The organism is Algoriphagus yeomjeoni, from assembly GCF_003259505.1.
Taxonomy (GTDB): Bacteria; Bacteroidota; Bacteroidia; order Cytophagales; family Cyclobacteriaceae; genus Algoriphagus; species Algoriphagus yeomjeoni.
Window position 1 is genome coordinate 1 of record NZ_QLLK01000025.1, and the last position, 12,648, is coordinate 12,648.

At 40.4% G+C, this 12,648-nt stretch carries 12 protein-coding genes; 11 read left to right on the forward strand and 1 reads right to left on the reverse strand.

Annotated elements, in window-relative coordinates:
- The 6 genes from LV83_RS21140 to LV83_RS21165 all read left to right on the forward strand — a co-directional run.
- Positions 1-348 (forward strand): IS1595 family transposase (locus LV83_RS21140; RefSeq protein WP_111613291.1); only part of this gene is annotated, 348 nt, incomplete at its 5' end.
- Positions 349-504: 156 nt separating this feature from the next.
- Positions 505-1,668 carry a hypothetical protein gene (locus tag LV83_RS21145; protein ID WP_111613560.1) on the forward strand — a complete coding sequence of 388 codons (1,164 nt, stop codon included), beginning with the start codon at positions 505-507 and terminating at the stop codon, positions 1,666-1,668.
- Between the two features lie 210 nt (positions 1,669-1,878).
- Positions 1,879-2,874: an adenosine kinase gene (locus tag LV83_RS21150; protein ID WP_111613561.1), complete on the forward strand. Its 996-nt coding sequence runs from the start codon at positions 1,879-1,881 to the stop codon at positions 2,872-2,874.
- A 193-nt stretch (positions 2,875-3,067) separates the two neighbouring features.
- On the forward strand, positions 3,068-4,399 hold the full coding sequence (locus LV83_RS21155) for a M16 family metallopeptidase (protein ID WP_111613569.1): 1,332 nt from the start codon (positions 3,068-3,070) through the stop codon (positions 4,397-4,399).
- A 26-nt stretch (positions 4,400-4,425) separates the two neighbouring features.
- Positions 4,426-6,474: a M16 family metallopeptidase gene (locus tag LV83_RS21160; protein WP_111613562.1), complete on the forward strand. Its 2,049-nt coding sequence runs from the start codon at positions 4,426-4,428 to the stop codon at positions 6,472-6,474.
- 6 nt (positions 6,475-6,480) lie between these two features.
- Positions 6,481-7,209, forward strand: a complete 729-nt coding sequence (locus LV83_RS21165) for a LolA-like protein (RefSeq protein WP_111613563.1) — start codon at positions 6,481-6,483, stop codon at positions 7,207-7,209.
- Positions 7,210-7,264: 55 nt separating this feature from the next.
- Here the strand turns inward: LV83_RS21165 and LV83_RS21170 are convergent, their stop codons facing one another.
- Positions 7,265-8,905, reverse strand: a complete 1,641-nt coding sequence (locus LV83_RS21170) for a M61 family metallopeptidase (protein ID WP_111613564.1) — start codon at positions 8,903-8,905, stop codon at positions 7,265-7,267.
- 141 nt (positions 8,906-9,046) lie between these two features.
- Here LV83_RS21170 and rpmH point away from each other — a divergent pair, with 141 nt between their 5' ends.
- The 5 genes from rpmH to LV83_RS21195 are packed head-to-tail and all read left to right on the forward strand — an operon-like array spanning position 9,047 to position 12,498.
- The gene (gene rpmH / locus LV83_RS21175) at positions 9,047-9,205 is read left to right on the forward strand and encodes a 50S ribosomal protein L34 (protein ID WP_091698287.1); all 159 of its coding nucleotides are present in this window, start codon (positions 9,047-9,049) and stop codon (positions 9,203-9,205) included.
- A gap of 48 nt (positions 9,206-9,253) precedes the next feature.
- Complete coding sequence (gene rnpA / locus LV83_RS21180) at positions 9,254-9,628, forward strand: ribonuclease P protein component (RefSeq protein ID WP_111613565.1); 375 nt, start codon at positions 9,254-9,256, stop codon at positions 9,626-9,628.
- A gap of 7 nt (positions 9,629-9,635) precedes the next feature.
- Positions 9,636-11,297, forward strand: coding sequence for a S41 family peptidase (locus LV83_RS21185; RefSeq protein WP_111613566.1), 1,662 nt, complete (start codon positions 9,636-9,638; stop codon positions 11,295-11,297).
- A gap of 5 nt (positions 11,298-11,302) precedes the next feature.
- On the forward strand, positions 11,303-11,992 hold the full coding sequence (tsaB, locus tag LV83_RS21190; protein WP_111613567.1) for a tRNA (adenosine(37)-N6)-threonylcarbamoyltransferase complex dimerization subunit type 1 TsaB: 690 nt from the start codon (positions 11,303-11,305) through the stop codon (positions 11,990-11,992).
- Positions 11,989-12,498, forward strand: coding sequence for a DUF2480 family protein (locus tag LV83_RS21195; RefSeq protein ID WP_111613568.1), 510 nt, complete (start codon positions 11,989-11,991; stop codon positions 12,496-12,498). The genes tsaB and LV83_RS21195 overlap by 4 nt, the downstream gene beginning before the upstream one ends.
- Positions 12,499-12,648 lie beyond the last annotated feature (150 nt).

Consider the following 12,648-nt stretch of genomic DNA (forward strand, 5'->3'; position numbering starts at 1 on the left):
AACCTGGAGGCGAAAACGGCACAGCATTTAATCAAAGATTACATTGATTCAAACGCTGTACTTCAAACAGATAAGAGCACCACCTTCTCAGACCTGAGTAATTGTATTGATGTTCATGTCAGAGAAATCTCTGGAACCAAAGAAGGCAATTTTAACCTCAAATGGGTTCATATTGCCATTAGTAACTTAAAGAAACACCTGCAGACATATCATATGATCAGCGAAAGAATGATGCAGAACTACCTAGATGAGTTTTGTTACAAGCTCAACAGAAGATACTTCGGTCAAAAACTCTTTGACAGACTCATCATTGCTTCAATTTATCCATACTGGTATGATTGCGGATAATCATATTTTTTTTTTTAACCTCAAAATTAATTTGATTTTTTTTGATGCCGCTTGGTTTTTAGTCCTTTTAGTCCAGGCTCTGGAAATGCAGGGCAACAAACTCCTTTTTTGCCCTTTCACCCGATCTGCCTAATTTAGCATTCTAAAATCACCCGAATGCAATTGATCGAAGTCACCAAGCCGGCCCATCAGAAGGAGTTTATTGAGATGGCTGTGAGGTTATACAAAAATGAGAAGAATTGGATCAGGCCTCTTGATGCAGATATCGAGGGGCTTTTTCATCCGGAGACCAACAAACTGTTTAGAAATGGGGCGAAAGCCAAGCGTTGGCTTTTGCAAAATGACAAAGGCGAAACCATAGGACGTGTGGCTGCTTTTATTAATCCAAAGATGAAGGAAAAGCAACCGACTGGCGGTTTGGGTTTCTTCGAATGCATCGATGATCAGGAAGCTGCTTTTTTACTTTTTGATACAGCGAAAGCTTGGCTGGAAAGCGAAGGAATGGAAGCCATGGACGGTCCTATTAATTTCGGAGAACGCGATAAATGGTGGGGATTGCTCGTGGATGGATTCACTGAGCCTAATTATAATATGCCCTGGAACTTTGGTTACTATCAGAAGTTCTTCGAAGACTACGGCTTTCAGATTTATTTCAAGCAATTCACTTACGCTAGAAATGTGCAGGGTTTAGGCTTTGATGACAAAATGATAGCCAGAGCCAAAGTGGTTATGGATAATCCGGATTATGAGTTTCACTATCTAAAAGGAAAAGAGCTAAAGGAAAAGGCTCCAGAATATTTCATGACGGTGTACAATAAAGCTTGGGCAAGACACATGGGGAAATCATTGGCCTTGAAAGAAGCCCAGCTGATGTTTGCCAAGATGAAACCGATCATCGACGAAAAACTGATTTACTTTGGCTTTTATAAAGGCGAACCCGTTTCCTTCTTTATTCAAATTCCGGAAATCAACCAAATCTTCAAGCATGTGAATGGTAAAATGGATCTCATCGGGAAACTCAAATTCCTTTGGTACAAAACCTTTTCACCGCCCAACAAAATGCTTGGTCTGGTGTTTGGGGTAGTGCCAGAGCATCAAGGAAAAGGAGTGGAGAGTGCGATGATTATCACCTATGATAAAATGAGTGGGAAACCTGATTTCCAATACAAGACCATCGAAATGAACTGGATAGGGGATTTTAATCCAAAGATGATGCGTGTTTGCGAACAGCTTTTGGCTGATATTTACAAGACGCATCATACGTATCGGTTTTTATTTGATAGAGAGAAGGAGTTTGAGAGGCATAGGATATTTGATTGATTGACGATTTACGAAGAACGAGATTCAAAGTAGTATTTGACCCTATTTTCCAATTCTATCATTTCGAATCGTGAGCAAGATGCAATTTGACTGGTGTCAGTCCGAGCGAAGTCGAGGATCATTTCTTAATGACTTCGACTTCGCTCAGTCTGACATGTCTAACTATTAAACTTTACAACTTTAAAACATTACAACTCCTAACTATTCAAAATGAAAAAATACGACGTAACAGGCATTGGTAATGCCCTAGTAGATATTGAGTTTAAAGTAAAAGATCAGTTTTTTGCTGACAATGACGTGGAGAAAGGGCTCATGACTTTGGTGGATGAAGATCGCCAAAATGCTCTCATGGCGGTGATCAACACCGAGGAAGCAAAGAAGCAATGTGGAGGTTCAGCAGGAAATACAGTAATCGCTATATCTCAGTTTGGAGGTAAATCCTACTATTCTTGCAAGGTTGCCAATGACGAACTAGGTCATTTCTACATGAATGACATGAAGGATGCCGGAGTTTCCCATAATCTGAATGAAAGCATCCTTGCAGAAGGAATTACCGGTAAATGTCTCGTGATGGTGACCGAAGATGCGGAGCGTACGATGAATACTTTCCTGGGAATTACGGAGACTTATTCCACTGCTGATGTAGATGAAGCAGCAATCAAAGATTCGCAGTATCTGTATATAGAAGGCTACCTGATTACTTCTGAGAATGGCAAGCAGGCGATGAAGCATGCAAAGAAAGTAGCAGAAGAGAATGGAGTGAAAGTAGCGATGACCTTTTCTGATCCTGCGATGGTAAAATATTTCGGCGAGCCAATGACTGAGGTGATCGGAGCAAGCGTTGATTTGCTTTTTGCCAATGAGGAAGAAGCGATGATTTTCACAGGTAAAGATAATTTATTGGATGCGCGCGAGGAATTGAAGAAAGTGGCTAAGCACTTTGTGATTACCCAAGGGAAAAATGGAGCAATGATCTTTGATGGAGATACCTTCATCGATATCGAGCCTTACGCGACTACAGCGATTGATAGTAACGGAGCCGGAGATATGTTTGCAGGAGCTTTTATGTACGGGGTCACAAATGGACATAGCTATGCATCCAGCGGCAAGTTAGCATCTATGGCAAGCTCCAAGATCGTCAGTCAATTCGGGCCAAGGCTACAATGGCATGAAGCGAAGGATATTTTAGCTAAGCTAAATCCATAAAATAAGGGGCTGAAAATTGAATTTTCAGCCCCTTATTTTTTATTAATATTTTATCCTAAATTTTTAGATTACAGTTAATTGTTATTTTTTTAGGAAAATTTAGGATGAATGGTAAACAAGAGGTTTTGATTTTGTGTCTTTTGAAGTACCATTTAAAGATTTTATTTACGAGAATATAATCCAACATACTATGATGAGAAAACTTACTGCTTTGGGGCTAGTGGCAGGAATGCTGAGTGTTCCGGCTCTTGCACAAACCAAAATTGAGTTCAAGGAATTTGACTTGGACAATGGACTGCATGTGATCATGCATCAGGATAATACTACGCCTATCGTGGTGACATCGGTGCTGTATCATGTAGGATCAAAGAATGAGCAACCTGACAGAACTGGTTTTGCCCACTTCTTTGAGCACTTGATGTTTGAAGGTACTGAGAATATCGACCGTGGAGAATACATGAATATCATTCAGGCCCATGGAGGTACATTGAATGCCTACACTTCTAATGACATCACGTATTATTACGAATCACTTCCTTCAAACGAATTGGAGCTGGCGCTTTATATGGAAAGTGAACGTATGCTGCATTCCAAAGTAGATCAGACAGGTGTAGAAACACAAAGAGAAGTAGTAAAAGAGGAGAAGCGTCAAAGCTATGACAACAGACCTTACGGAAGTATTCTGATAGAAACGTTGAAGCGAGCGTATACGTTGCATCCGTATCGCTGGGCTCCTATTGGTTCGCTGGATGATTTGAATGCAGCGTCAATCGAAGAGTTTCAGCAATTCTACAAGGATTTCTATGTGCCAAACAATGCGACATTGACCATCGCTGGAGATATAGACTATGCGCAGACAGAAGAATGGGTGAGGAAATATTTCTCTGAAATCCCAAAAGGCACCAAGGAGATCTACAGACCGGATGTTCAAGAGCCTAGAAAGACCACTGAAATCAGAGATGTCATCTATGACAATATTCAGATACCTGCGGTGATTCAGGCGTACAATCTTCCTCCAAAAACGGATAAGGATTCTTATGCTATGTCTATGCTTTCTACCTACCTCACGGGCGGAAACTCTTCCTTGATGACCAAAGAGTTGGTAGATAAGCAGCAGAAAGCGCTAGCACTAGCAGCTATACCATTAGATCTCGAAGACGGAGGAATTTTTATCATGTATGGTATTACCAATATGGGTGTTGAGCCACAAGCCTTAGAAACAGAAATAGATAAGCTTGTGAAGCAGGTTCAGAATGAAGGGATTTCGGACCAGGATTTTGAGAAACTTCAGAATATAATGGAGAATAACATTGTAAGTGGAAATTCATCTATGGCTGGTGTAGCAGAAAATTTAGCTGAGGCACATGTAATCTATGATGATACCAACTATGTGAACAAGGTAATGGATGCTTACAGTCAGGTGACCAAAGAAGATATCCAAAGAGTAGCAAAAGAGTATTTGACTCTTGATGGAAGGGTAGTATTGTACTATTTACCAAAACCAGCAGCTGAGCCAGCTCAGTAATTGATCCATCTTTAAATCGAAATGACATGTTAAAAATAACAATATCCTTTGTATTGAGCCTTTTGGTGTCTGTCGTGAGCTTTGCTCAGGTGGACAGAAGTCAATTTCCAAAAGCAGGGCCTGCGCCCGTAATTAAAATTGGCGAAGCAGAAACCTTTACCCTAGACAATGGGCTAAAAGTGTTTTTGGTAGAAAATGACAAGCTTCCACGTGTTTCTTTCACCTTAGTCCTGGAAAGAGATCCTCTTTTCGAAGGAGATAAGGCGGGTTTGACTGGTTTTGTAGGTCAAATGATGATGGCTGGTACTTCAAGCCGAACTAAAGATCAGATAGACGAAGAGATTGACTTTATCGGTGCAAATCTAGGAGTATCATCTACCTCTGTATCTGCCTCTTCCCTGAAAAAGCACCAGGGAAAAATACTTGACCTAATGGCAGATGTGCTCTATAACCCGGTTTTTCCTGAGGAGGAATTGGAAAAATTAAAGAAGCAATCACTAACTGGTTTGGCCACTAGTAAGGATGATCCCAATTCTATTTCAGGACGACTTTCCAGCGCAATGGTGTATGGCAAAGATCATCCTTATGGCGAGTCAACTACTGAGGAATCCATAGGTAATATCACACTAGATGACGTGAAATCTTATTACGATACTTTCTTCAAACCTAACATCGCCTACCTTGCTATTGTAGGTGATATGAGTAAAGCGGAAGCAGAAGAAGTGGTTGAAAAATACTTTAGCGATTGGGAGCCGGGCGATGTGCCAAAATTCACCTATGACGATCCAGCTCCAGCTACCAGTACAATGGTAGGGTTAGTAGATCGTAGCTCTTCAGTGCAAACAGTCATTGATATCGCTCAGCCAATTGATTTGACACTTGGAGATGAGGATTATATTTCAAGCAGAGTATTGAATCAAATATTCGGTGGAGGATCATCGTCCCGCTTATTTATGAATCTTCGAGAGGATAAAGGTTATACATATGGTGCCTATTCTTCTTTCTCTGCAGATAAACTTATTGGTGAATTCTCAGCCGGAGCTTCAGTCCGTACGGAGGTGACCGACTCTGCGGTGGTAGAATTTATCTATGAAATCAACCGGTTAGTAGACGAAGGAGTTACTCAGGAAGAACTGGATAAGGCCAAAGCCAACCTTGCTGGATCATTTGGTAGGTCACTTGAAAGTCCTAGCACGATTGCAAACTTTGCGCTGAACATCGAGCGATATGATCTTCCAGCCGATTATTACGAGACCTATTTGCAAAAAATGAATGCCTTGACTGTCGCTGATATAAACAAAACTGCGAACGATCTAATCGATCCAAGTAAACTGTATATCACTGCTGTAGGAAACGGTACAGAGATTAAGGATAAATTGTCGCAGTTTGGTGAAGTGAAGCTATATGATAATATGGGCTTCCCTGCCAAAGAAATGGCTGCTGTGGATGCGGATATGACATCTGAAAAAGTCATCGAAAACTACATCGCCGCAATTGGTGGTAAGGCCAAGGCAAGCGCCATTAAAGCTGCAAAATTAGAGATGGTAGCAGAAGTAATGGGTACACAGCTCACTATTGAATTGATCCATGATGATGCAAATATGAGATTTGCGCAAAAGACTATTGTAGGTGGGAATGTGATGCAAACCTCTGTAATAAAAGACGGGAAAGGTACAACAAGCGTACAGGGTCAATCAATGGCCATGACAGATGAGCAAATAGATGCCGCTAAACTTGGAACTTACTTTTTGCCAGAGTTACATTTTGGAGCAATGGGGTATACGTTAACGCTTGATGGAATTAAAGATGTGGAGGGAACTCCGGCTTACAAAGTAATCGTAGCTACTCCATTAGGGTCTACTGTGACTAATTACTACTCAGTAGAATCTGGCTTGAAAATCAAAAATGAAAACCCAGTTTCCGGTGATACTTTTTATAGTGATTACCAGGAGAAAAATGGCGTCTTGATACCAATGACTCAGACCATCAAATCCGCAATGATACCTGTGCCTCTTGAGGCGAAAATCACAAATATTGAAATCAATCCGGAATTGACTGAAGCGGATTTTAATTAAGCAATTATGAAGAAAAATACATTTATAGTAGCGTTAGCGCTACTTCTGGCTCCAATTGCAGTGCAAGCTAGCTCTGGTGGAAAAGAACTTCCATCCAAAATCAGTAAAGATAATTCTGTCAAGGAAGTGATAGATAGCTACGTGAAAGCGATAGGTGGTGAATCCAAGATGAAGGCTGTTCACAACGTGGAAATGAATATGGAAGCCGAAATCCAGGGTATGAAATTGATCATCTCAGGTGTAACGGATCAAGAAAATGAACGCCTACTGAATGTCACTGAAGTGAATGGCAATGTGATGTCAAAGACAGTAGTGAAAGATGGAGTAGGCACTGTAACTGCAATGGGACAGGAACAAGTCTTGACAAAAGAGCAAGTGTCTGCGGTATTGAAAAATCAGGTTTATGCTTTTCGTGAATTGTATTTAGATGAATTAGGAATCGCCGTGACTTTTGAGGGAACTGAGGAAGTAGAAGGAGAGCAAGCTTATAAACTTTCTTTTGAAGCTGGAGGTGACGCTAATACCATCGAATATTACAGCGTGGAAACTGGTCTTAAGATTCAGACAGTGTCTGAAATTGCTGGAACTATCCAGTACAAAGACTATCAGGAAGTGGATGGACTGATGATGCCTATGAAAATGGTGATCACCAATAGCATGATGCCAATGCCACTGGAAGCAAAGATTACTTCCATTAAGTTTAACCAGGACTTGGACGATTCCGTGTTTAATTAGTAGCTAAGCAAATAAAGCAAGAAGGACTGTCTGAAAAGGCAGTCCTTTTGTTTTATTAGCTAATCCAGGCAGTTCGCTTCTGGTTACTTTTTTTATCTATCAAGAAAAAGTCTTTAAATAGATTGGATGCAGAGGAAGTCAATTCGATCTCTAGCTTTCGCCCAAACCGAATGATCGATATGCTCAAAATTCCATCCTTTATTTCTTCTGATTTGATCACATCTTCAACCATTAGTTTTTGGTAAGCTTCACCGTCGGGATGGATTTTAGTGATTTTACCATCTTCTGATTTGATAATACCGAAGGTGGAGGCTAAATGGTCTTCCTTAGGTTTGCTGCCAAGCTCAATGCCTAAGGAACTCAGGTGCTTTTCCACCACAGGGAAAATATCTTCGTTTCCTGCAATAAAATCTTCATAGAACTGATTAAAGTATATAGAGTGCTCGGTTTGAGAAAGTATTACCTCCCAGACTTCTTCCAGCGTATATCCAATTTTTGGTTTCCCGAATTTCCTCCAAAGGATCTTCATCACCTGATGGAGTGATGAATTCTCATCCAATAGCATCGCGTCTAGGCAAAAAGCGATCAAAGCCCCATGGGTATAAATGCTTACTTTTTTGTCAGGAATTCCTGCTACATACCCATCGATCCAAAGATCAAAACTCGACTCCAATATCGATTGATTTTGCCAGCCGAAGTTTATGGATTCCCGGTTGAGGACTTTTTCAAATGTTTCGAAATATTCTTCAAGTGAAAAATAGCCAGACCTCAACAAGAAAATATCTCCCATATAAGTAGTGACGCCTTCTACCATCCAGCCAGCTTCATGATAGGCTTCTTTCGAGAAATCGTATGGCATAATTTCTACCGGACGGATCTGGCAGACATTCCAAGCGTGATATAGTTCATGACAGCTCACCCCCATGAGTTCATTCAGGTTTTTTCGCTCAGATAGACTTTCTGCGGGGCCAAAAGTGATCACAGTTCCGCGCTGATGCTCGACTCCGTGATAATGTGAATAGGGCAGAAGTTGATAGATGAAGTGGTATTCTTCGACAGGAAACTCTCCAAACGCCTCAATAAGTTTTTCTGCGAATCCTTGGACATCTGTTTTGAATTTAGTTAGATCAAAATGGATTTGGCCGTTGAACCACAAATGGAAGACGGTTCCTTCCAGTTCAACCGATTCATGAGTTAAGCTTTGCGAAGCTAGAAAACTACTATCCGCCAACTGCTGGAAGTTGGATGCATAATATTCATTGTTTTCACTCGGTAGGGTAGTACAAGATTGAAAGTTTCGAGGGTGATCCACTTCAACTAGAATTTTTTCATCAGCATGACCTTCCACTTCAAAGCAGCAATTGACAAAGTTCAGGTAAAGCTGCTCATCATCTACCCAGCAAGAGCCGGCATCCATCTTAGCGCAGTAATATTCATAATGGACCTGATATTCACCTACATGATCAGGACTGAATTCCCAGAGATCTTTCGTTAGTTTGGAATGAGGAATGGTGTCTCCATTTGGTGAGATAACTTGGAGACTTCGAATATTTTGAACGTAATTTGCAAGCTGATAACGTCCTGCTCTCCAAGCGGGAAGCTGCAGCCGCACCTGTGAAAGATGCCTTACAGGAATGTATAGCGTGATTTGGATGAATTGTGATACTGGATTTTGGGATTTTATTAGGAATTTCATTAGGAGTAAGTTGAATGAATTCAAACAAATGTTATTTGGCTTGTTTGCATTTAAGGAAATGGTACTTATCTTTGCATTCCTTTTTGGGAGGCAAACCAAGGAGACTTAATCAAGCAAGCAATTAGATAAAGATATTCGATCATGAAAAGAACATTTCAACCTTCTCGTAGAAAAAGAAAAAATAAGCACGGCTTCAAAGAAAGAATGTCTTCTGCTAACGGTAGAAGAGTACTGAAAGCTAGAAGAGCAAAAGGAAGACACAAGTTGACTGTTTCTTCTGAAAAGACATTGAAGAAGTAATTCTTAGCACTGATTTTCGTATGTTCACGTACGATTATAGTCCTTGTGATGAATTACAGACTCCCAAAAAGTGAGCGGCTGCATGCCGACAAACTTATCAAGGAACTTTTTAACGAAGGTTCCTCTTTTTTTTTATACCCATTTAAAGTCCAATTTATTGTTAAAAAGGATCAGGGTAGTGGAACCTCAGAGGTGCTTTTCTCCGTTTCGAAGAAGAAGATTAAAAAGGCTGTAGGGCGAAACTTCGTAAAACGAAGAATGCGTGAGGCTTACAGGCTAAATAAAGGCTTGATTCCATCCACAGCTCCAGCTATGTGTATTGGCCTAATTTATGTAAGTTCCGATCTGATGGAATTTTCAGAAATTGAGACCAAAATTATTATGGCTTTGAAAAAATTAGCCAGTATCGTAAGCGAAAACTAACAACAGCATGCATAAATCATTGAAAAAATCCCTTCTGGTTTTCCTATTGGGAGCAATTGTACTTACCGGATTTTTTGCCTTCAACCCTAAGAACGACAAGCTATTTGCGATAGCTAAGAACATTGACATTTTCGCGACTCTTATCCGTGAGCTCGATTCTTATTATGTGGATGATATTGATCCAGATGAATTGGTGACCATAGGTATCAATGCGATGTTGGAGGAGCTTGATCCATACACAACTTATGTTCCCGAGGAAGATTCTGATGATTATCGAATGATGACGACTGGGGAATATGCCGGGATTGGAGCTTTGATAGGAAATAGGGGTGAAGGAAGCATGGTGATCATGCCTTATACTGGTTTTCCTGCGCAAACAGTCGGTTTGAAGATTGCTGATTATATTTTGAAGATAGACTCTACTGACGTGACGACCTTGGGAACATCAGATGTGTCAACCTTGCTAAAAGGTCCTGCAAATACTCCTGTTCATCTACAAGTGAAAAGAGATCAAGATACGCTTGAGTTTGATGTCATCCGTAAGAAAATCGCTATTAAGAATGTGCCTTATTATGGAAAACTGGATGAGAACACTGGATATATCAAGTTGGCTGAATTTACTACCAATGCCTCTACGGAAGTTAGAAACGCATTAGTCGATCTGAAAAGTCAAGGAATAGATCGATTGGTGCTGGACGTGAGAGATAATCCAGGTGGATTGGTGAATGAAGCTGTTGAGATTGTCAACCTTTTTATCCCAAAAGGAAAAGAAGTTGTGAAAACTATTGGTAAGCTTGAAAACGTAAATTACACCTATAAGACGAGTAAAACTCCAGTTGATAAGGACATTCCAATGGTCGTATTGCTGAATGAGCATAGTGCGTCAGCATCCGAAATTGTCGCGGGTACACTTCAGGATTATGACCGAGCTGTGTTGATAGGAAGAAAGTCATTTGGTAAAGGTCTGGTTCAAACTACCGTTCCGTTGACTTATAATGCCCAGATGAAAGTGACTACTGCCAAGTATTATATTCCAAGTGGACGTTGTATTCAGGCTATTGATTATTTGCAAAGCAGAGAAAGTAATGAATTGATCACCGTCCCAGACTCTTTGAGAAAAGTATTCTACACTAAAAATGGCAGAAAAGTAATGGATGGAGCTGGGATAGAACCTGATCAAAGTGTAGATCAAAGAAACTACGCGCCGATTTCATATAGTTTGGTAGCGAGAAATCATGTGTTTGATTATGCGACTGAATATTTCTACGATCATTCTGAGGTTGCAGATCCAGCTACATTTTCAATTTCGGATTCTGATTATGAGGAATTTGTAAAATGGCTGGGAGACAAAGAATACGATTACACAACCTATTTGGAGAAATCCGTTGAGGATATGCGTAAAAATGCTGAGAAGGTAGATTATTACGATGAGATCAAAGCACAGATAGATTCTCTTGAAAAAAGAGTGAATCACAGCAAGGAGCAAGATTTGGTGACTAATAAAGAGGAAATCAAAAAAATTCTTTCTCAGGAGATAGTGTCTAGGTATTATTTCCAAGAAGGAATGATTCAGGCGGGTTTGCAGGATGACGTAGATGTGCTACTTGCTAAAGAGTACCTAAAAGAGCCAGAGAAGATCAAAATGGTATTAACAGCCTCGTCAAAATAAGTAGTATGGCAGTTATTCTCTCTTTGGAGACGTCCACACCGATATGTTCCATAGCACTGCATAAGGATGGGGTGTTGATGAAGGAAAAATCGTTGGATGTCCCAGGTGCTCATTCTGAAAAGCTAATGGGAATGATAGATTCCCTGCTGTGCGAATGTGAACTTACCATAGAGAGTTTAAAAGCTGTTGCTGTATCTGAGGGTCCAGGATCCTATACAGGGCTAAGAATTGGAGTTTCTGTTGCCAAGGGATTGGCTTTTGCAGCAGACATACCTCTGATTTCAATCAGTACATTGAAAGCGTTGGCATATGGTGCAAAGTCGCAGATAAAAGAAAACGGGTTGATAGTGGCTATGCTTGACGCTCGCAGGATGGAAGTTTATAGGGAAGTTTACGACCAGGAATTAGAAACGGTCACTAAACTTGACGCTGAAATCATTGATGAAGAATCTTTTTCCGATTTGTTTGAAAAGGGTAAGGTTTATTTTGTTGGAGATGCTGTAAAAAAAATGGCAGAGGTAATACATCATCCAAATGCTGTTTTTCTTGAGGTTCCCATTTCAGCTGAATGCGTCGGCTCATTGGCCTTTCAAAAGTTTCAAATGGAGGAGTTTGCCGACTTGGCTTATTTCGTCCCAAATTACCTGAAGGAGTTCAAAGCTCTTCAGTCAAAAAAGAACCCATTGCTAATATGAGTGAGATAGTAAATAGAGTAGCGAGCAGTCCCATTGTCACAATCAACCTTGAGGAGATTTATCCTCGAGAAGAGCGGGTTATTTTTGACTTGAAGCCATTTCTGTTTCAGGAATTGATCTTACGAGAAAAGGACTTTCGCGCTGCCCTGAAGGAAATAGATTGGACTCAGTTTGAAAACAAATGGGTGGCGATCACCTGTACGGTAGATGCCATTGTACCAAACTGGGCATTTATGTTGGTGGCTACTTACCTTAATCCAATTGCCCGTGGTTATTCAATTGGGGATTTGAAAGAGCTTGAAGTAATGATTTCTGAAGAATGTCTCAGGGAATTGGATGTTGAATCTTTCTCAGGTAGGCCAGTTGTAGTCAAAGGGTGTAGTGATTTCCCTATTCCTTTATTCGCCTATGGTAAAATAATTTCATTGATTCAAAGTAGGGTAAAATCCATAATGTATGGAGAGCCATGTAGTACAGTACCGCTCTATAAAAAACAAAAGTCCTGATAATTAAAGGACTGCGATAAACATCCTGATTTTTTGCAATTTTCTTCATGTCTCATCTTGCCCTTAAAATAAAAAGGTAGATATTTGCACTCCCAAACGACGCAGACGGTGTCAGGGAAGCGGCTGAAGCTAGCTGTTGAGTGATTGAAA

Bases quoted from the DNA above. Each gene is read 5' to 3' on its own strand.
- LV83_RS21145 (WP_111613560.1), top strand. From the start codon at position 505: ATGCAATTGATCGAAGTCACCAAGCCGGCCCATCAGAAGGAGTTTATT.
- LV83_RS21150 (WP_111613561.1), top strand. From the start codon at position 1,879: ATGAAAAAATACGACGTAACAGGCATTGGTAATGCCCTAGTAGATATT.
- LV83_RS21155 (WP_111613569.1), top strand. From the start codon at position 3,068: ATGAGAAAACTTACTGCTTTGGGGCTAGTGGCAGGAATGCTGAGTGTT.
- LV83_RS21160 (WP_111613562.1), top strand. From the start codon at position 4,426: ATGTTAAAAATAACAATATCCTTTGTATTGAGCCTTTTGGTGTCTGTC.
- LV83_RS21165 (WP_111613563.1), top strand. From the start codon at position 6,481: ATGAAGAAAAATACATTTATAGTAGCGTTAGCGCTACTTCTGGCTCCA.
- LV83_RS21170 (WP_111613564.1), bottom strand. From the start codon at position 8,905: ATGAAATTCCTAATAAAATCCCAAAATCCAGTATCACAATTCATCCAA.
- rpmH (WP_091698287.1), top strand. From the start codon at position 9,047: ATGAAAAGAACATTTCAACCTTCTCGTAGAAAAAGAAAAAATAAGCAC.
- rnpA (WP_111613565.1), top strand. From the start codon at position 9,254: ATGAATTACAGACTCCCAAAAAGTGAGCGGCTGCATGCCGACAAACTT.
- LV83_RS21185 (WP_111613566.1), top strand. From the start codon at position 9,636: ATGCATAAATCATTGAAAAAATCCCTTCTGGTTTTCCTATTGGGAGCA.
- tsaB (WP_111613567.1), top strand. From the start codon at position 11,303: ATGGCAGTTATTCTCTCTTTGGAGACGTCCACACCGATATGTTCCATA.
- LV83_RS21195 (WP_111613568.1), top strand. From the start codon at position 11,989: ATGAGTGAGATAGTAAATAGAGTAGCGAGCAGTCCCATTGTCACAATC.